Raw genomic sequence first — 19,022 nt, forward strand, 5'->3', positions numbered from 1 at the left:
CTCCGGGAGTCCGGTTGGGCGTACGCGAAGGGCCCCGCACGCGGCGTGCGGGGCCCTTCGGGAAAACGGGGGAGGCCGGGCGTCAGTCGCTGAGACGCTCGCCCGTCGACGTGGAGAACACGTGGGTCTCGCCCGGACGCGGCACGACGTGCAGCTGGGCGCCCTTCTCCGGGACCCGGCGGCCGTTCACACGGACCACGAGGTCCTTGTGCTCGCCGCCGACCTCGGCGGAGCCGTAGACGTAACCGTCGGCGCCGAGCTCCTCGACGACGTTCACGGAGACGGCGAGGCCGGCCGGGGCGTCCGCGGTCTCCTTCGAGAGGGACTTCACGGCTTCGCCGTCCTGCTCGACGATGTCGAAGTGCTCCGGACGGACACCGACGGTGACCGTGCGGTCGCCGCGGTCGGCGGCGGCGGACAGCGCCTCGCGGTTCACCGGAACCACGGAGTTGCCGAACTTCACGCCGCCGTCGGTGATCGGGACCTCGACGAGGTTCATGGCGGGGGAGCCGATGAAGCCGGCGACGAAGAGGTTGGCGGGCCGGTCGTACATGTTGCGCGGCGAGTCGACCTGCTGGAGGAGCCCGTCCTTCAGCACGGCCACGCGGTCGCCCATGGTCATGGCCTCGACCTGGTCGTGGGTGACGTACACGGTGGTGATGCCGAGGCGGCGCTGGAGCGACGCGATCTGCGTACGAGTCGACACGCGCAGCTTGGCGTCGAGGTTGGAGAGCGGCTCGTCCATGAGGAACACCTGCGGCTCACGCACGATGGCGCGACCCATGGCGACACGCTGACGCTGACCACCGGAGAGGGCCTTCGGCTTGCGACCGAGGTACTCGGTGAGGTCGAGGATCTTCGCCGCGTCCTCGACCTTCTGCCGGATCTCCGCCTTGTTGACGCCGGCGATCTTCAGGGCGAAGCCCATGTTGTCGGCGACGGTCATGTGCGGGTAGAGCGCGTAGTTCTGGAACACCATGGCGATGTCCCGGTCCTTCGGCGGCAGGTGCGTGACGTCGCGCTCCCCGATGCGGATCGCGCCGGCGTTCACGTCCTCGAGCCCCGCGAGCATGCGGAGCGAGGTGGACTTGCCGCAGCCGGACGGGCCGACGAGCACGAGGAACTCGCCGTCCTCGATCTCGATGTCGAGCCCGTCGACGGCGGGCTTGTCGCCACCCGGGTAGATGCGGGTCGCCTTGTCGAACGTAACAGTGGCCATGGTGAGGGCCCCCTTCACCGGCAGGAACGTGCCGGACGATCCGAGTAGAGGGAGTGGTGTAGTCCACCTGAGTGAACTGCTCGTGACCGTACCCCGGGCTTCAGCGGTCTGTCAGTAGTCGCGGCGCCGTGACCTTCGAGGAAATTTTCGACGGGGGTACGGGCGGGGTTGGTTACACTGCTCGAGCACGTCCGGCGCACCTCCGGTGTGCATGCCTCCTTAGCTCAGATGGCCAGAGCAACGCACTTGTAATGCGTAGGTCGTCGGTTCGAATCCGACAGGGGGCTCCGCTGGAACCCCAGCTCAGATCGCTCTGAGCTGGGGTTTCGTTGTTCAGCGGATGCGGCGTCGGCGGCGGGCACGGGCGGCGCGGGTGTCGGGGGTCTCAGTTCTGGTCTCAGTAGGGCCGGGTTCCACCGGGTTGCTTCCCATACGAGGCAAGATCACGGACATGGGCGGCATGAAGGTCTCGCCCATACGGCGCATGGCGTCCTTCGACAGGTGAGACCGGCCCTTCACGTAGCGGCGAGTCTGGCTGATCTGGGTGTGTCGAAGAATTTCCATGATCGTGGGCATGTCCACCCCGAGCTCGTTGAGGATGGTGCCCGCGGTGTGACGGCTGCCGTCGTAGAGGCGACGGTCATCAATGCCCGCTTCGGCGAGCAATTCCTTGAACTCCTCCCAGTCCTCGCGCGGGTCCAGCGGCCGGCCATCTGGCCGCGAGAAGACGACGTTGTGTTCTTGCCACAGCACCCCTGCCTCGCGCCGCATCTCTTCCTGCGCTGCGCGGTGCTCAAGCAGGTACGGGATGAACGCAGACGGGATCGGGACCGGGTTTGTGCTCTTCTTCGTCTTGGGGCGGGTGAAGACGAGCCCGCCCTCTTTGCGCTTGGGGCAGGCTCTTGCGTGCTTCGTGCACGTCTTGGTACAGGGGGTCGGGCAGCCCCGTTTGTAGCCCTTGTGCCGGGTGCAGTTCGGCGGACACGGATCGAGGCGGTGGAGGCGTGCTCCGCAAGCGTGGGGGTCGTCGCAGCCGTGTCGCCAGGTGAGGCGCTGAAGCTGCCACTGCGGGTGGAACAGCTCCGCTTCCAGATCGACGTACGGCCAGCGCAGGCCGAGTGTTTCGCCCTGCCGGAAGCCCATGCCGACACCGACGATCCACCGCATGAACGTCGGTCGCCTCACGGCGGCTTCGAGGAACGCCTTGGCCTCCTCCTGGGTGAAGGGGTTCGCCTCGGTCTCATCAACGCTCGGGGGGTCCACGAGAGTGGCGACGTTCTCGCTAATCATGCGGCGACGGAGAGCAATCTTCAGGGCCCGGGACAGGATGCGGTGCACCTTCAGCACGTGGGAGGGGGCGTGCCCGGCGTCGAGCATGGCACGGTACATCCGTTCCAAGTGCTCAGGCTGAAGCTTGTCGATCCGGTGCTGCCCGATACCCGGAATGATGTCGTTGCGCGTCTTCGACCAGTAGTCGTCGAGGGATCGCGGCTTCAGCTTCAGGCTCGCGATGTCGGTGAGGTAGGTCTCCATCCACTTCGCGACGGTCGGCGCGCGCCCGGCCTTGGTAACGCGGCCTTGGTCGCGCTGCTGTTCCAGCTCTTTGACCTTGCGCTTGATCTCCGGCTCGGTCTTGGCTCGGCGGTGGCGCCGGTCGGGGCTGCCGTCGTTCTTCACGCCCATGGTGACGCGGCCGTGCCACCATCCGTCGGAGCCGAAGTAGATGGAGGACTCGTTGTTGGGTTTGCGGGGGCTCATGGGCTCCTCCATGCGGGAGGCGCCCCGAGCGGGAAGCTCATGGGCGCCTCAGGTCGTGCTCGGGTCAGTGGGGCAGCGGGGCGAGGCTGGCCACGTAGCTTTCGAGGTCAGAGCGCCGAATCCGTCGCGTGCGGCCCAACTTGATGTACTTCAGGGCGCCTTCGGCCATCAGCTCGTAGACGGTGGAGCGGCCGATGGCGAGTGCTTCGGCCGCCTCTTCCGGCTTGTACAGAAGTCGGTCGACGGGGGCAGCGATCGCGGTGCTCATCCGGGGGTGCCTCCTGGGTAGCTCGTTGATGCCTTCGCGGGTGAGCTCGGGCCGTGGCCCGTGTCTGTCCGAGGTGCGGATTTCTGCGTCATTGCGTCATCAGCGTCATGCGGTCCTCTGACCTGCGGCTTTGGGTGACGCGGTGGTGTGGGGGTGCGTCATCGGCGCGTCATGGGCTGCGTCATCCGTGACGCGGTCCATGACGCAGATGACGCAGGATGACGCAGGCTCGGCCGTCTGCGTCATGGCCGTATCCGCAGGTCGGGGGCCGTTTTTCCGTCCGTATGACGCAGATGACGCAGCGTCTTCCCTCTTAGGACAAAGAGGGGGTGGTGTCTGTGGTGGTGCGGTGCCGCTTCAAGCGTGAAGAAGGAGCCGCCTTCGCGGCGCGACCTTTGAGCGGCGGCAAGCCGCCGAACAGCAAGAGGAGCACGCCTCGCGGTGCCGGGTGCTCCTCTTGCTTGTCCGAACGAGCCGCGGTGGTCAGAACGCCCGCTTCTGCTCGTGCGGCGCCGGGGCTGCCGCGCGGGTCATTTCGAGGTAGCGGCCTTCGCTGGTGCGCCCGGAGTCGATGAGGACGCCCCGGGCGGCCAGGGTGGGCTGGAGGCGCTTGAGGCGGTCGGAGAGGACTTTTCCGGTGGTCGGCCATCCTTTAGGCAGGGGACGGAAGTCCTCGCCGCTGTAGAGGCCGCTGAGGCAGTGCAGCCACTCCGTGGACGTCATGCGCTGCGCCGCGCCCGGTTCGAGGCTGTCGGCGTGCTTGAGGACGGTCTGCGCAAGCAGGTCGCCCTCAATGACGTCGTCGTTGAGGTCGTCCAGGCTGGCCCGGTAGGCGGGCAGCGCCCCCAGACCGGTGGCCGCGTCGAGCTGGGCGCACAGGTGCGCGAAGTCCGCCATCCGTAGATCGGTCGGCGTCTCCGCCTCGGCTGCACGGACCTTGACCGTCAGATCCAGAAGCGAGCCAAGGACGACCGGCAGCACTTCGGCGTACTCCGCCCACAGTTCCGCCTCGGTGCGCCGCACCCGGGGACGCTCCAGCCGCAGCGGCAGGAGCCGTTCGGCAAGGTCGGGCCGGATGACGCCGACGTCGATACCCGTCAAGAGCAGGGGGCGACGGTAGCCGACGCGGAAGACGTCCCCGTCGGTGAACAGGGCGCGTTTGACGTTCTCGGCGCCGGTGACGATGCAGCACATCGCATCGGACAGGTCCGGCGTCATGTGGGAGAGGTTGTCCAGGGCGGTGACCCACCCGGCCGCCACCGCCGCGATCAGGTTCTCCTCATCCTTTGGGGCCCGGCGCAGATCCCCGCTCATGCCTTCGACGATCCGCACGAGCATGCGGCCCCCGGTGGACTTGCCCGCACCCTGCGGTCCGGTGAGGAACGGCGCGGGCACGGGCACGTCGGGCCCCAGGCAGCCGATGAGCCAGGCGATGGCCAGACATTCGGTCTCGGCGGTGGCGAAGTTGCACAGCCGCATCAAGAGGTCGATACCTTTGCCGTTGGTGTCTTTGGCCGGCAGGGGCAGTTCCCCGGTGAGCTGGGTGCGCCGCCAGCACACCTCACGCGGGTCGGGCACGGCGATGTCCCACCCGGTCGGGTGGATGCGCACGGACTGCCCGTCATCGCGGCCCAGGTCCAACCAGGTCGCCCCGTCGTAACCGGGGGCGACGCGGATGTGCACGGGCTGCACGTCCTCGGTGAGCGCGAGGGCTTCGATCAAGTCCAACGCCTCCTTCAATGCGGTGCCGTTGAACACGCCGCACCCGTCCCGGTAGAGGCCGACCATGAGCTCCTGGCGGTGGCTGCCGGTGGTGCCCTGGGAGCGGATCGGACGGGCCACGGGGTGGCCGTTCTTCTGCGCGTAGACGGTGCCGTCGGCGGTGCGGAAGTACCGGAAGTGGGATTGCGCGTAGTCGGTGATGACCTCGCGGGCCGGGTTCTTGTCGTCCTCGGCCATGTCACAGCCCCAACGCGTAACGGGCGTTGGCCCACGCATCCGTGCAGTGCCGGACGGTTTCGCCCTTGGCCTGCGCGGCGGTGAACAGCCGTCCGACGTGGGCGTCGGTGAGGCAGCCGCAGCGGCCGTGCGTGGAGAGCACGGCCAGGAAGGTGCGGTAGACGGTGGCGTGCACACTGCTGACGGCCTCGGTGATGCGCTGCTCGGCCATCGCGATACCGCGTTCCAGGTAGGTGGGCGTGCGGTGCGGGCACGCCCCGCCCCCGACCGGCGCGGACGCGGTGGCGGTGTGCGGCACCGGTCGGCCCATCGGGGCTGCCTTCGTGGCCAGTTGGCGCGCGGCGTCCGGCAGCGCGGTCATGGTGCTGGTACCGAAGCCGAGCCAGCGGGCGTAGGCCATGGTGGATTTGATGTCCACGCCGGGGCGGACCGTGTTGGCGGACGGCATCCGACCGAGGTAGAGCCAGTGCTCACCACGCGTGGTGGGCACGGTCTGCGTGGCGGGCAGGTGCTTGCGGGCCCACGCGATGGCGTCGGCGTGGTCCAGGTCCACCACCGTCAGGCCCGCCCCGCCGGGGTGGTAAGCGACCGCGCTTGCGCGCAGCCATGCGCGCCGCCAGGGACCGGAGGTGATGACGTCCGGGTCGGTGGTCGCGGCGGCCCATCCGTGGCAGGGACCGGGGCAGGCGCACGGCCCGGGGGTCTTCATGTTCGGCCGCCCGCCGCAGGCGTTGTCGGTGCAGCGGCGGCAGTTGCCGAACGGGACCTTGCCCGCCCGCAGCGGCATGGCAGGAATCTGTGAGGCCGCGAGGTCGAGGGCAGTGCGCAGGTGGTCTGTCCGAATGTCAGTCGGTTGGGTCATGCTGGGTGTCTCCAGTTCTGTGAGAAGTGCTGGTGACAAGGGCGGCCCCGGACTTTGCCGAGACGGGGGCCGCCCTTGGCGTTACGGCTGGTTGTGGGTCTTGGCCCACACGCCGCTCGTGCGGCTGTGAACGGTGCGCTGATCCTGGTGGACGGGCCCCTCGTAGTGGTGGTGGATCTCGGGGGCGGGCTTGGCCCGGCGGGCGAGGCGGGCGAGGGCGAGCAGGAAGGCGGTGGGGGCGCCGAAGACGAGGCCGCAGACGATCGGGTCGGCGAACTGCGAGACGTACATGAGCGCGCCCGCGGTGCCGCCGACCATGACGGTGGTGGCGCCGCCGGTGAGCAGGAGGACGCTGGCGTCGGTGGCCCCTTGGCTCATCGGGGGGCGTCCGGGCTGGGCGACGGGGGTGGTGTCGCGGTAGGCGTCGGCGATGATCCGTCGCGCCTCGGTTTCGGCCTGCGCTTCGCTGAGACCGGCGCCCGTGGCGCCTGCTTTGGGGGTGGTGGCGGGGTACATGCGGAATCCCTTCATCAAGCGTTCAGGGAGGCAGAGGCACCCCCTGCCGGGGGCGCTGTGGAGGGGGTTCCAGGGGGTTGACCTGCGGTGCCTCCCTGCCTCCCTGCACGATTATTCGTGCAGGTCAGGGCCAGGGAGGCGGGGTAGGGAGGCGGTTAGGGAGTTCTCCCTGCCTCCCTGGCCCGGAGCGGTCCGGCTCCCTCTAGTCGATGGGGGAAATGGAATCGTCCGCAGCGTCGTCCTCGGGACGGTTGGCCAGGGCCCGGCGGACGCGGTCGGCGCCCACAACCATGCGGCCGTCGGACTTGTACGGTTCGGCGTCGGTGCCGTGCAGGACGCGCTTGAGGTCGACGAACGACCACTTGCCGTAGGCGTCCGCGTCGAGCGCGGTGAGCCGCTTGAGAACGTCCTGGGTGAGCAGCCGCGGGGCGTCGCCGAACACGTCGGCGATGTCGGCGAGCGGGTCGCGCTGCTCGCCCCGGTCGATGGCGTGGAGGGTGGTGATCCCGTCGCGCAGTGCCTTGGCGCGCTCGGTGATGGCCTTGGCCGCGTCGTCGTCGAGGTAGTGCGTGCGCACCGTGATCGATGACTGGCCCTGCGGGATGGCGATGCCGTCGGAGGCGACGACCAGGGTTCCCCGGTCCAGTCCCGGACGCAGCAAGTTCGGGGCGGCCCCGCCGTCAACGGCCTTGTCCCCGAGGGCCATGCGGGCCTGCTGCTCGGTGCCCAACGCGAGGGAGGCGCGGGTGTGGGCGCCTTCGCGAACCAGCTTGGGCAGGTTCTCGTTCGTCGGGTCCTGAGTGCCCTGCCACATCAGCACGTTCACGGCGCGGCCTTGGTTGTGAATCTTGCGGACGGCCATGAAGTATCGGGACTTGGCCTTCGAGCCGCCGTAGGGCCGCTTGTCGTCGCCGATGGCCGGGCACATGAACGCCACCTGCGCTTCGTCGACCATGACGATGAGCGGCGGGAAGGTGGTGCCGGGCGGGGCTTGGATGCGGCGGTTCATCTCCTCCACCGCGCCCTCGACCATCTCGGTGACCGCGATGACGTGCTCGTCGGTCGGGCCTTGGATCAGCGTGGAGGCGAGGCCGTCGAACATGGCCCAGTCGCCCACGCCCTTGAGGTCGCCCATGAGGAACTGCACCGACTTGTCGAGCGCCAGCCACAGGGCGAGCGAGCGCAGGGCGACGGTCTTGCCCTGGTTGGACAACCCCGTGATCAACAGGTGGCGCTGATACAGGCTGAGCGCGGCGGCGTCGCCGCGCAGGTCTTGGCCCCAGGGGGCGCGGCCTTTGGTGTAGTCGGCGGTCATCGTTTCGTCGGTGACCAGGGGAGATGGGCCGATCGGCTCATCCAGCGCACCCGAGTCCGCGATCCACAGCCGGACGGTGCGGGCGGCTTCGGGGATGGTGATGAACACCTCGTGCTCGTGTCGGGTCAGGTTCTCCGCGAGCTTGCGGCGCCGTTGCTGCACCTCCACCGTGGAGACCCCGGACGGCAGCATGACGTCGACTTCTACGCCGCATCCGGCGATCCGGATCGGGCCCAGCATGGCCGCGCCGGCGTCGCCCATCTCCTTGATGGCGTTGCGCAGCGCGGACACTCCGAGATCCCGCAGGGCCTTGACGACGATCGAGGGCGTGATGGGTTCACCCTCGCCCGACCGGACATTCGCCGGAAGGGCCCAACTCGGCGCGGCCTGCGAATGACGGCCCACACTCCACAGCGCGAGCAGCGCCAGCAACGGGCCCACCCGCAGCGCGGGCCCCCACACGACGGAGACGATGGTGATGAGCAGGCGGATGAACTCGATGACCGCCATCAACGGCGTGAGGACGTCGCCCACGTCCTCGTTCGCGATGGCCAGCACCACGCCAAGCCCGACGAGTGAGCCGATGCCCGCCCCGGTACCGACCGCGAGCCCTTTGGCGACATCGACGGGGGAGTGGAGCAGGTCCATGCGGCGGCGGTGCCGCGCCTCGCGGAAGCGCTGCAGCCGCTCTTCCCACTCCGCGGCGACCTCGTAGTTTCCCGCGGCTTCAGCGGCGCGCAGGAGGCGTTCGTAGCGGGCACCCGTGCGGCCGTCCCAGGCGCGGCGGGTCACGATACGGGTGCCGCCGATCACGTACATGCTGTGGCGGACCGCCACCCTGCCCGCTTCACGGGTGCGTTCGTCGATGACGATCCGGCGCACCGCTCGTCCGGAGCGCACCCACAACGGCACGGGCGCAGCCGGGGCGGGATCGGGGACGACGGTGAGGTTCGGGCCGGGTTCGGTGGTGGTGGGCGGGTCGGGGTTCTTGTGCAGGGGAACGACGTTGCCGCTCATGAGGAATGAGCTCCTGACTGCCCCACACGCGGGGGCGGGAAGGCGAGGGGCCCGGGGTGGCCAGTCCGCAGCGGACGGCCGCCCCGGGCAGTCGAGACGAGCGAGCGCGCGTCACGCAGTAGGCGTGGTCACCACCAGCGGGACGGCTTCTTGGGCGTGAGGACGGGGCAGCCGCTGACCATGTGGGACACGCACTGCGGGCAGTCCTCGTTCCACTTCAAATGCCTGTGATGGCTCTTGTCGTAGGCGTGCTGCCAGCACTGCGGGCACTCGCCGGGGGGCACCGGTTTGACGGCCATGGTCACCACCACCCCGAGGACTTCTTAGCGGCCTTGGCCTGCGCGTTCTCGTCCACGATGCGCTGCCGCTCGGTCTGCAACGCGATGATCTCCGCGTTCAACCGAGCCTCGGCGGCACTCCAGGTGGTGTCGGCCTTGTTGTCGGCGCGGTCGGTGCTCTTGTGCCGCACCACCGCGACGGAGCCGCTGGTGGCGGCGGCCAGGATGGCCCGGCGCTCGCGGCCGTCCAGCGGCCACAACTGCCGCTGCCGCACGGCTTCGAGCATGCGGGTGGTCTGCCGGATTTCGCGGTCCAGGCGACGCGTGTCAGGCTTACCCATAGATCTCTCCTCAGCGGGGAACGTGCCTGATCAGGGAGTAGTCATGCGGGCGCGGTCGGCGCAGAGCACGCACATACCGAGCGACGTCGGCAGGCAGTAGCTGTAGACCACACCGCAGACCGGGCAGGTGCGGCGGGCGAGCATCGCCAACGCCAGCGCCCCACACCTGCGCGAGGTCATCGGCCGCACCGGAAGCGCGCGGTCGACGCGGTAGAGGTAGGCGATGGCCGCGCCGGACTTGCGGCGGCGCGAGCGGCGCATGAGCTGCGCGACGATCGGCTGACCGCCCGGACGCAGACCCCGCGCCCGAAGCTGCCGGCGCGTGGCCAAGCCCTCGGGGGCGAACTTCCACGGGTAGGTGGGCAGGCCATAGCGCACGCCGGAGGGGTCGTAACACTTCGCGTACGCGGTGGGCATCACGCCACCGCCTTCGCACGCTCCGCCCGCAGCGCCTCGCGCAGCACGCGGGCATTGGCCGGCGAGGTATGGACCGCACGGCGGATGCCCTCACCGGTCAGCTTCGCGTCCGGCCAGTCGGCCGTCACGGCGCGCGCCTCGACGAGCAACTGCTCCGGGGTGCGCTTGGGGCGGGTCGACTTCGCCACCGCCGGGACACGGCCCGTGGCGCGGCGCGGTCGGGCCGACTCCGCTGCCACCGCGCGGGGCTCGATCGGCGCGACCGGGGCCGGATCGATCGAAGGCGCGGGCTTGAGGGGGAGGGTCGACTTCAGGAACCCGACCGGCACGGGGTCGGGCATTGGGACCCGGTCCACGGTCACCTGCTCCGGGGTCGATACCCCGAGGTCAGCCATAGACCGATTGCTCACGATCCCGGTAGATTCCTCCGCATTTGCGATCGGTGTGGGCACCGGGTCGGTCGGGCCCCACACGGGAAGCTCCCAGCGGGCCGTGACGGGTGCCGTCACGCTGGTCAGCGCCCTGCCCGTCTCCTCACCTTTGCGGGCCGTCTCCAGCGTCGACCACGCCCCGGACAGGGTGCGGGCGGTCTTGGCCTGGACGCGTGCGACGCGTGCCCCGGCCGCCGTCACGGCCATCAACCGCGTCTCCTCCGTGGCCGCTTCCGCCCGCAGACGGGCGCGGGCCACGGCCGCTTCGTCGCGTGCTTCCTGCTGGATGCCCTGGATGGCGTCAAGCGCACGGGAGGTGAGCGCGGTACGTTCCCACAGGCCGTGCACTAGCCACAGGGCCTTCGCGGCGAGCGGTAGCCAGGCCACGGCCAGCCACGCGCCGGAGTGCTCGGCACTGGCCGCGTGCGCGATGAGAACCCCGGAGGCCAGGAGGCCGAAGGACCAGCCGACTGCGGTCACGGCACGGTTGTGGTCGCCCTGCGCAGCGAGACGACGTTCGTAGGCGAGGGTGGCCAGCCATCCTCCGTCGATGCCGAGACCGACGATCAGGGCGACCGGCCACGGCACTGCCGTCCCGAGCCACATCACGACCACGGCCAGGGTGAGCACCATGGACACAGCCGTCAGCGTGACGGCCGGCAGTACGGTCTTCGCCTTCACAGCGCACCCCCGGCCGTGATGAGCGCGGCGACGATGAGCATGGCCCCGCCGGCGCGGGTCAGGTCGACCGCCCGCTTCAGGCCGGTGAACTTCTTGACCGCGATCCGGGAGAGTCCGGCGATGTCCCGTGCCCGCTGGTCCTGGGCGAGTTCGGCGGTGATCTCCTCAGCGCTCAGCGTCGCCCACAGCGGGAAGCCGTGCCGACCGCCAAGGTTCGGGCGCACCGACGACAGCAACAGGGCCGCCGCAGCGAGCAGCAACGCCATCCCCACAGCGCCGGCCACGCAGGCGGGCACCGACAGGGACGCGTCCTTGGCGACCGTCCACGTACCGGCCAGCAGCGCACCGACGAAGGCGCGCAGCAGACTGGTCTTGGTGTCGGTACGCGCGATCTCCGCCTTTACTTCGGCGTGCGCGGCCGTCAGATTCGCGTCGATGGCACTCACGCGCCCACCCCCATCACACCCGTGGCGGTCGTGTTGGCCAGCGAGCGGCGAGCGGCGAGCACCTTGCGGCGGGCCCGGCGGATGCGCCGCTCGTCGACCTCGTTCGGGACGCGGTCAAGGGTGATGATCTCCGCGTCCAGCAGCTCGATGCCCGCCTGAATGAGGGGCATCTCCCGCTCGATCGCGTCCAGCTCAGCGGCCGTCGGCTCGTCGCCGGTAACGGCGGCCTGAAGTGCAGCGATGTACTTCATGGGTCGTGTTCTCCCTAGCAGGTGGCAACGGCCCTACAGCGCCCCCGGAGTGTCCGCTCCGGGGGCGCGCGCCGTTGTGGTGGACGCCGCGCGGGGAAGTAGCGCGGCGAGGATGCGGGGTCTTCTACTCGTCGTCGGCGTCGGTGGAGGCACCGCCACCCATGACCACGTCGCCGAAGACGACACCGCCGGACACACCGACCTGGTCGCCCTGGACGATGTCGCCGCCGAACGTGACGTTGCTGTCGCCGAAGAACACGGTGCGGTTCTGATCACTCATGTGTTTCTCCTCGATGTGGGCCGGTCCTTCCGGCTCCCCTCTACGCTGCTCGTGCGAGACGAGCAACGGAGGCAACCGGCCGCAGCAGTCGAGCTGCGGAGTGGGTTGAAGTGCGCTGTACCGCGCACGGGACAGAACCCGTGCGCGCCCGCCCTCTTGCTTGCCGAGGTGGGGCGGACTGACCTCCAACCCATCGACCATCCGTGAGCAGATGGCTGGGTTGGGCACTCTGTTGAATTCTCAAGCGACTACCAGCGCGGGGCCCCGGTGAAGGCGAGCTATCCCGAACCGACTTGGCCAGAAGCAACCCAAAGAGGGCCGTCCCGACTCGCTGTCCCAGGACTGCGAGCGGCCTGAGAAGACAATGCACCCGTAGTCCTGGGACTGTCAACAGTCCTGGGACTGTGTTTCACTGGGACGCGTCGAGAGGAGTTCTGCGTGGCACCCAAGTGGCGAGAGCTGGCGGACCGGCTTGCGGAGCGGATCAGGAGCGGTGAGTACGCACCTGGCCAGCAGCTTCCGCACATCCGGGAGCTGGTGGAGGCGGGCGAGGGATCGAAGTCCACCGTCCATGCGGCGTACAAGGCTTTGGAGGCCGAAGGGCTGGTGGTCTCGTCTCGCGGGCATGGCACCGTCGTGCGACAGCAGACCCCGTTGAAGCGATTGGGGATCGCTCGATACGACAAGGCCAAGTGGCGCGATGGCGACGAAGTCGCCTTCATTGCTGACCGAGTGGCGTCCGGCCGCGCCTATCGCAGGAACGAGCAGACTCAGAAGGTCAGCCGCGTGAAGGCGCCGGCACCCGTAGCTGAAGCCCACGGGCTGCCCGACGGTGCTGAGGTCTATGCGCGTGCCCGCCTCGTGAAGGAGGGGACGCAGCCGACCCACACGCTGACCAGCTACTACCGACCCGAGCACGTCGAGGGGACACGGTTGGTAGACCCGACCCCGGGCCCTGCGGGTCGGGGCGGTGGCTTCCGCGTGTTGTACGACGCCGGGTACGAGATCGACCACATGAAGGAAGAGCTGTTCGCGCGTACCCCGACCGCGGATGAGGTTCAGCTCCTCCAGCTCTCGCCCGGGGAGTGGGTGGTGGAGCTGCACCGCACCACGTACACCGCAGACGGGACCGTGGTGGAGTACGCGATTGGGGTTCACGCGGCAACACGGTTCTCGTGGTCCTACGACTTCAAGGTGCCCGACTCGGCGAACGCGGAAGGCGAGAGCCAGTGATCTCTACGCAGGCGTGGGCGGACGCGCAACGGCTTTGGGATTTCCAGCAGATGGGCCATGAACCGCGCCCCTGCTCCGTGGCGGTCGGCCTCGGCAGCCATGACTTGGGGGTGGCCGACACCACGGTCGACCTGTACCGGCGCGGGATGATGCCGCTCATCGTCTTCACCGGGGCGACGAGTCGCACGACTCGCGAGCGCATGCCTCGGGGCGAGGCCGAACACTACCGAGAGAGGGCGATTGAGCTAGGGGTTCCTGCGGGCGCCATCCTCGTTGAGCCGCGCGCCCGGAACACGGGCGAGAACATCCGCTTCTCTCGTGCTCTGCTCGAAGAGCGGGGCGTTCCTGTCTCGTCGGCCCTGTTGGTCAGCAAGCCGTATGAGGAACGGCGGGCCTACGCCACGGCGCGGAAGCTCTGGCCCGAAGTCGAGTGGGTGAGCGCGTCAACGCCCATGGGGTTTGCCGAGTACGTCGATTCGATCGGGGACGCGCGCCTCGTCATCGACATGTTGGTCGGAGCGCAACAGCGACTCATGGTGTACCCCCGGCAGGGGTTCATGATCGAGCAGACGGCCCCCGAGAATGTTGCGGCGGCCTATGGGCGGCTACGCAACGCAGGCTTCACCAGCCGGCTCTTGCCGGACAGCGTGACCGGAGGTTAACTGCCGACGCCCCCTCTTGGCGCGACAGAAACTTCCCTGCTCAATCAAGGCCCGCGCTTGGCATGGGCACGCGTCGCCTCTGCGGCGCGGCCTGCCTCCTGGGCCTATCCGCGCTCGGCGGCTACGGGCAGAAGGGGAAAACATCCTCTGCGATCGGGGCGGTCGGCTCCACCGTTAATCGCAGCCCCTTGGGGTGGGCCTCTACGATCATGGCCTCAAGGTCGTCTTCAGCGGACAGGTCCCCAGACTGCCCGAACCGCCGGAAGCCTGCGGATCCATGATCACTCGCCCCCGAAGTAGCTCCGCCCGCCGCTCCACCGACCTCATGGTTTGGCGTTCGACCCGTGAAGACTTGAACATAAGCTCCTTCGCCGCGTCGTTTCTTATGTCAGCATGACTGGGGAAGGGGGCAAATCTTGGAACGCAGCGCCTACCGAGATAAACGCGATGTAATCCGCGTTTCCAACGGCACGCTTATCGAAAGAGACCCGGAAACTAATGCTTTTTGGGCCTCGTTGCACGACGTCGCAGGCGTGACCCTAGATTCCCTACGGGAGGGCATGCAGGCCGCAATGGGTGAACAGAAGAGGGCGGAAGAGGGTGAGTTTGACGTTTTAATTGAGTATGAACCGGAAGATTTCAATTTGCTGAGTGACTGGGAGTTAAAAAGACTCCAGCGGGGCGATCATCTTTCGCAGATTCGCACAACTTCGCTGATTTTCACGCTGGAGGAGCCCGGCCTGCGTTTACACCTGGGGGTAGACTTCCCGTATACGGATAGAAAGGAGAGAATGCTCGATCGTGCGGGGGAGTATATACGCCATTCTCTAGGGGGCGTCGAAAGCGTCGAGTATTGCGCGGGGGCGAAAGATGCTCCCGCATGGACCATCATTGTCGCTCCCCATCCACACCTCACTGTGGCCCGTTGCGTGGAGATCACCAAGTGCATTGAGTCGCTACTTCGATACGAAAGGATGGACCCGGACGCGCCTGAAGGGGCAATTGCTTTGCTTCTGGCCGGGCATGCGTCATTCCTGATCGGAAGGCTGGAAAACTCCTGGCTAGAGGCGAAGCAGAGCTATGGAATTTCCGATAAGGCGCAGAAGCACGAGTTCGCTTGCGACGTTACTGCGTTCGCTAATTCGACATCTGGAGGCCTGATTGTCATAGGGGTAAAAACGAACAGAGATCAGCGTGGGCGCGATATTATTGCTGACTTCACACCCTGCCGGGCCGGTTCGATCAATGTGCAAACATATCAGCAAGCTGTCGCAGACAGAGTGGTTCCGGTTATCGAAGGGCTATCGTTTAGCGTCGTAGAGATGGTCGATGGTGATCTTCTGGTGGTTCAGGTGCCACCTCAAGAGGAATCGAGAATGCCCTTCGTGGTGAAGGGGGGCGTGATCGATGACAGTGATTGCAAAATTCGAACCACCTCCTTCTCGATCCCGGTTAGGAGAAATTCTGGCAAGGAGTATATGAGCCCCGAATGGGTGCATTCACTTTTGGTGTCAGGGCGAGCTTTCCTAGCACACAGGGCGATGAGTGCCCAGAATTCGCCGAAGAGCGACGAATGAGCACGGACGCCTACGACGGACCAAGAGCGCAGGTGATCGGCGCTACCTCCGAAGCGGCACTCCCACCAAAGTTGCTTCGGGCCCACGAGGCCGTGGTCTCAAACCTGGTCTCAAATGCGGTTCATTTCGGGGTGGTCCGCTGATGTCCGGCGACGTCCGGCATCCCTCCTGACCAGGACCGCAAGCCCCACCGTGGACAGCCCCAGACGCCCCCGGACCAAGATCCAACAACTTGTAATGCGTAGGTCGTCGGTTCGAATCCGACAGGGGGCTCTGTATGGCGAAGGCCCAGGTCACCTTTTGGTGGCCTGGGCCTTTGGGGTTTTTGAGGGGGGTAGTGGTCAGCGGGTGACGGCTCCCGTTGCCTTGCTTGTGGCGGTGCCGTTGTGGTGGCCCGGGCGGTGGGCCGTCACCTTGATCGTGATCTTCTTGCCGTGCTGGGCGGTCTTCAGGGGCAGGGAGGACTTGGTGGCGCCGGTGATCTTCGTTCCGTTTGCGTACCACTGGTAGGAGTACGTGCTCGGGGCGGGCGACCAGGTGCCCTTCGTGGCCTTGAGGGTCTTGCCGACCTTCGGGGTGCCGCTGATCTCCGGCTTCTTCGTGGCCTTCGGTGCGGTGCCCTTGGCGATCGTCACCGGAGCGGAGTTCGCGGAGGCGGTCCGCGAGGCAGCATGGGCGGTGACGGTGACGGACAGTTTCTCGGCCAGGTGCTTCGACGGGATTTTGTATGTCGAGGCCGTGGCGCCTTCGATGGTCTCGCCGTCCGCCTTCCACTGGTAGGTGTACGAGGACGGGGTGGACGACCAGGTGCCGGGGTCGGCGGTGACCTTGGAGCCGACGGTGGCGGTGCCCGTCACCTTCGGGGCGGTGGTGTTGCGCAGCTCCGGCTCGGTGACGGTGAAGGTTCCGCGTTGGTACTGCCCGTTCGCGTAGACGCTGACGTCCCAGTCGCCGGCGGGGATGTCCGTCAGGTCGAGCGTCGCCTTCAGTGTGCGGTTGTCGGCCGACACCGACTTCGTCTTCGCCGTGAGGGTCTTGCCCGCACGGGTCAGCTTGACCGTGAAGTCGGGGTGGAGGGCGGTGCCCGTCACCGTGAGCGTGGGCTTGGTGCCGCTGGGCGCGGTGGTGGGGGTCACGCCGGTGACGGTGACCTTCTCGCCGCCGCAGCGGGCGAACGAGCACTTGAGCGTGGCGCGGTAGGCGGTCTTGCCGGCCTTCTCCGGGAGGCCGAGGACCAGGAGGGAGGGCCTGGTCGGTGCCGACGCCGACTCGTGCACTCCGCAGACGTAGCCGTCCGGGATGTACAGGGAGCAGCCGTTGGTCCACTTGTTGTCGTAGAGCGCGGGGACCGCCGTCGTCCCGGCACCGGTCGTGTCGGTGATCTCCGTGTCGAACTGGTCGCCGTCGACGGTGGGCAGGACCGCGCACACCGCGGTGCGGGACTCGTCGAGGGTGCCGGTGATCGGTCCGTAGCCGTAGGCGACGGAGGGGACCTTGGCGCACTCGGCGGCGGGGCCGTCGGCGGTGGCGATGCGGAGCGCGTCGAGGCGGTACTCGGGTGCCGCCTTGAGGTGGGACGGCACCTGGACGAGGACCTGGTGGGTGGTGCTGCCGGTGGCCGCGCAGGAGCGGTTGCGGAACGAGCACTCGGGGGTGCCGTCGCCGCCCATGACGGCGACGTTGGCGGTGCCGAGGGCATCGCGTACGTCGACGTGCAGGACGTCGGTGTCGGCCGCCGTGGTGACCTGGTGGCAGCGGATGCTTCCCGGGGCGCCGTACGCACCCTTCACGTAGGGGCCGCCGACCTTCGCGGCCGTCGTCTTCGCGCAGCCCGCGGACGACGCCGTCGACGTCACGTCGCGGCGCGTCAGGGTGTACTCGGCCGGCTTGTCGCTGCCGGTGACCAGGACCGTGTGGGCCTTGCCGGGCGTCAGCGAGCAGACCGTCCAGCCGTCGGTGGTGGCGTAGCGGTCGCAGACGCGCTTGCCGGTGGAGTCCAGCACGGAGAACTTGGCGGGGACGGCGCCGGAGGTGGCTGTCAGATGCAGGAGCTCGGCCCCGGTGTGGGCGTCCGCCGGGATCGTCAGGCAGTGGGAGAAGGTGCCGCCCCCGGTGGCGAGGGTGGCCTTGGCGCCGTCGGCGGAGAAGCTGCCCGCGGGCAGGACGGGGCAGTCGTTCCCCGCGTCGGTGCGGTGCACGGCGACCGTGTACGGGCCGGTGCGGGGGGTGCCGTCGGCGTGGACGAGGGCGCGGTAGGGGGCGGTGCCGGTGAGAGCGCAGTCGCCTGCGGCGAGCTCGTCGCCGGAGCACTGGGCGGTGCCCTCGCTGTCGAGGAGCTCCGCGTCGGCGTCGACCCCGGAGCCGCCGAGCGCGGTGAGCACGGCGACCCGGGCGTCCTTGGGCGCGGCCAGCTCCAGGCAGTCGTACTGTCCGGCCGTCCTGAACTCGCCCCGGTGCGTGCCCATGTCCGCCTTCGCACAGCCGCGTCCGGAGGCGCGGTCGAGGACGATCAGGCCGCGCGGGCGGGTGTGGAGGGGGGACGCGCCGCCCAGGACGGCCGTGTAGGTGCCCGCGGCGGGCAGGCGGCAGCCTTCCTCGGTGGTGCGGCAGACGGTCTTGCCGGAGCTGTCGTACACGCGCACGGGTTCGGTGGTGCCTTCGCCGTCGACGGAGTCGATGAGGTGGCGGCCCGCCCGCTCGGGGGTGACGGTGAAGCAGGACGTCTTGGTGAAGTCCTGGGGGTCCAGCGGACCGTAGGGCCGGACCGGCGAAGAAGGGCAGCCTTGGGGGGCGTTCAGGCGGCGGACCTGCACGCCGTACTCGGTGGGGAACCCCGCCTCGGTGCTCGTGACGCGGGACAGCACGCGATACGGGCTCCTGCCTGCCAGGACGCAGCTGTTCTCGTCGTCCTCGGACGTGCAGACCCGGGCGCCGGTGGCGTCCGTGATCCATGCGCTGGAGTTGTCGTGGGCCTTGGTGCCGTGCGTGAGCAGGATGCGGTCGCCGGGCTCGGCATCGAAGGGCTGGCAGTTGATCTCCAGGGGGCCGCCGACGGTCCGCGTGGCGGCCGGCAGGTCCCATGAGGTGCCGACGGATCCGGCACAGCCGCGGGTGCCGTTCAGCGGCACGACGGTGACGGCGGTCTTCGCGTCCTCGAAGCCGTTGTTGACCACCTTCAGGGTGTAGTCGCCGGCGGCGGGCAGGTCGCAGCCGCTGCCGGTGCAGTCGATCTCTGTCCCACCGGAGTGGACCTGGGTGTACGACTCGTCGCCGCTGTCGGTGAGCGAGATCCGGTGGAGTCCCGCCTCGGTGGCGGTGAAGGTGTAACAGGTGGACGCGTCGGGGGCGACCGTCGCCCTGCCGACCGCGTCGCCCGGGTCGCCGAACGGGGCGAGGGCGAGGGGCGCGCACTCCGTTCCGGCGGCGTGGGCGGCCGTCGCGGGCAGCGCGGACGGTATGAGCACGGCGAGGAGTGCGGTCAGGGTGAAGAGCACCGCGGTGGACACCGCGG

18 protein-coding genes and 1 tRNA gene are annotated in these 19,022 nt (G+C 68.5%); 4 read left to right on the forward strand and 15 right to left on the reverse strand.

What is annotated here, in order from left to right; genetic code table 11:
• Positions 1 to 82: 82 nt before the first annotated feature.
• Positions 83 to 1,219 (reverse strand): ABC transporter ATP-binding protein, encoded by a 1,137-nt coding sequence (locus ACZ56E_RS22505; protein WP_471216670.1) that lies wholly within the window; start codon positions 1,217 to 1,219, stop codon positions 83 to 85.
• A gap of 213 nt (positions 1,220 to 1,432) precedes the next feature.
• On the opposite strand from ACZ56E_RS22505, the gene ACZ56E_RS22510 reads away from it, so the two are divergent.
• Positions 1,433 to 1,506: transfer RNA gene (locus ACZ56E_RS22510), tRNA-Thr, on the forward strand.
• A 46-nt stretch (positions 1,507 to 1,552) separates the two neighbouring features.
• On the opposite strand, the gene ACZ56E_RS22515 is transcribed toward ACZ56E_RS22510, so the two are convergent.
• The 13 genes from ACZ56E_RS22515 to ACZ56E_RS22575 form a co-directional block, all read right to left on the reverse strand.
• Positions 1,553 to 2,977 (reverse strand): tyrosine-type recombinase/integrase, encoded by a 1,425-nt coding sequence (locus ACZ56E_RS22515; RefSeq protein WP_471216673.1) that lies wholly within the window; start codon positions 2,975 to 2,977, stop codon positions 1,553 to 1,555.
• A gap of 64 nt (positions 2,978 to 3,041) precedes the next feature.
• Positions 3,042 to 3,245, reverse strand: a complete 204-nt coding sequence (locus ACZ56E_RS22520) for a helix-turn-helix domain-containing protein (protein ID WP_358582718.1) — start codon at positions 3,243 to 3,245, stop codon at positions 3,042 to 3,044.
• Between the two features lie 483 nt (positions 3,246 to 3,728).
• Entirely contained in the window at positions 3,729 to 5,204 is a 1,476-nt protein-coding gene (locus ACZ56E_RS22525) for an ATP-binding protein (RefSeq protein ID WP_471216677.1), read from the reverse strand.
• Position 5,205: 1 nt separating this feature from the next.
• The gene (locus tag ACZ56E_RS22530; protein WP_471216679.1) at positions 5,206 to 6,066 is read right to left on the reverse strand and encodes a bifunctional DNA primase/polymerase; all 861 of its coding nucleotides are present in this window, start codon (positions 6,064 to 6,066) and stop codon (positions 5,206 to 5,208) included.
• 81 nt (positions 6,067 to 6,147) lie between these two features.
• Positions 6,148 to 6,582, reverse strand: coding sequence for a hypothetical protein (locus tag ACZ56E_RS22535; protein WP_471216681.1), 435 nt, complete (start codon positions 6,580 to 6,582; stop codon positions 6,148 to 6,150).
• A 202-nt stretch (positions 6,583 to 6,784) separates the two neighbouring features.
• Complete coding sequence (locus ACZ56E_RS22540; RefSeq protein WP_471216684.1) at positions 6,785 to 8,914, reverse strand: FtsK/SpoIIIE domain-containing protein; 2,130 nt, start codon at positions 8,912 to 8,914, stop codon at positions 6,785 to 6,787.
• 128 nt (positions 8,915 to 9,042) lie between these two features.
• On the reverse strand, positions 9,043 to 9,213 hold the full coding sequence (locus ACZ56E_RS22545) for a pRL2-8 (protein WP_471216685.1): 171 nt from the start codon (positions 9,211 to 9,213) through the stop codon (positions 9,043 to 9,045).
• A gap of 2 nt (positions 9,214 to 9,215) precedes the next feature.
• Positions 9,216 to 9,533 carry a hypothetical protein gene (locus ACZ56E_RS22550; protein ID WP_471216688.1) on the reverse strand — a complete coding sequence of 106 codons (318 nt, stop codon included), beginning with the start codon at positions 9,531 to 9,533 and terminating at the stop codon, positions 9,216 to 9,218.
• Between the two features lie 30 nt (positions 9,534 to 9,563).
• Entirely contained in the window at positions 9,564 to 9,950 is a 387-nt protein-coding gene (locus ACZ56E_RS22555) for an RRQRL motif-containing zinc-binding protein (protein ID WP_471217198.1), read from the reverse strand.
• A complete protein-coding gene (locus ACZ56E_RS22560) occupies positions 9,950 to 11,062 on the reverse strand; it encodes a hypothetical protein (RefSeq protein WP_471216690.1) in 1,113 nt (370 codons plus the stop codon). Before ACZ56E_RS22560 ends, ACZ56E_RS22555 begins: the two co-directional genes overlap by 1 nt.
• Positions 11,059 to 11,508, reverse strand: a complete 450-nt coding sequence (locus ACZ56E_RS22565; RefSeq protein ID WP_471216691.1) for a Pycsar system effector family protein — start codon at positions 11,506 to 11,508, stop codon at positions 11,059 to 11,061. Before ACZ56E_RS22565 ends, ACZ56E_RS22560 begins: the two co-directional genes overlap by 4 nt.
• Positions 11,505 to 11,759, reverse strand: coding sequence for a DUF6284 family protein (locus tag ACZ56E_RS22570; protein WP_471216692.1), 255 nt, complete (start codon positions 11,757 to 11,759; stop codon positions 11,505 to 11,507). The genes ACZ56E_RS22565 and ACZ56E_RS22570 overlap by 4 nt, the downstream gene beginning before the upstream one ends.
• A gap of 124 nt (positions 11,760 to 11,883) precedes the next feature.
• Complete coding sequence (locus tag ACZ56E_RS22575) at positions 11,884 to 12,039, reverse strand: hypothetical protein (RefSeq protein WP_471216694.1); 156 nt, start codon at positions 12,037 to 12,039, stop codon at positions 11,884 to 11,886.
• A gap of 438 nt (positions 12,040 to 12,477) precedes the next feature.
• Here ACZ56E_RS22575 and ACZ56E_RS22580 point away from each other — a divergent pair, with 438 nt between their 5' ends.
• From ACZ56E_RS22580 to ACZ56E_RS22590, 3 genes are all read left to right on the forward strand, one after another.
• Positions 12,478 to 13,272 carry a GntR family transcriptional regulator gene (locus ACZ56E_RS22580; RefSeq protein WP_358582686.1) on the forward strand — a complete coding sequence of 265 codons (795 nt, stop codon included), beginning with the start codon at positions 12,478 to 12,480 and terminating at the stop codon, positions 13,270 to 13,272.
• A complete protein-coding gene (locus ACZ56E_RS22585) occupies positions 13,269 to 13,934 on the forward strand; it encodes a YdcF family protein (protein ID WP_471216698.1) in 666 nt (221 codons plus the stop codon). The genes ACZ56E_RS22580 and ACZ56E_RS22585 overlap by 4 nt, the downstream gene beginning before the upstream one ends.
• 416 nt (positions 13,935 to 14,350) lie before the next feature.
• Positions 14,351 to 15,511, forward strand: coding sequence for an AlbA family DNA-binding domain-containing protein (locus tag ACZ56E_RS22590; RefSeq protein WP_471216700.1), 1,161 nt, complete (start codon positions 14,351 to 14,353; stop codon positions 15,509 to 15,511).
• Between the two features lie 341 nt (positions 15,512 to 15,852).
• Here the strand turns inward: ACZ56E_RS22590 and ACZ56E_RS22595 are convergent, their stop codons facing one another.
• Complete coding sequence (locus tag ACZ56E_RS22595) at positions 15,853 to 19,017, reverse strand: Tat pathway signal protein (protein WP_471216702.1); 3,165 nt, start codon at positions 19,015 to 19,017, stop codon at positions 15,853 to 15,855.
• Positions 19,018 to 19,022 lie beyond the last annotated feature (5 nt).

This window comes from Streptomyces sp. NPDC039480, from assembly GCF_055597165.1.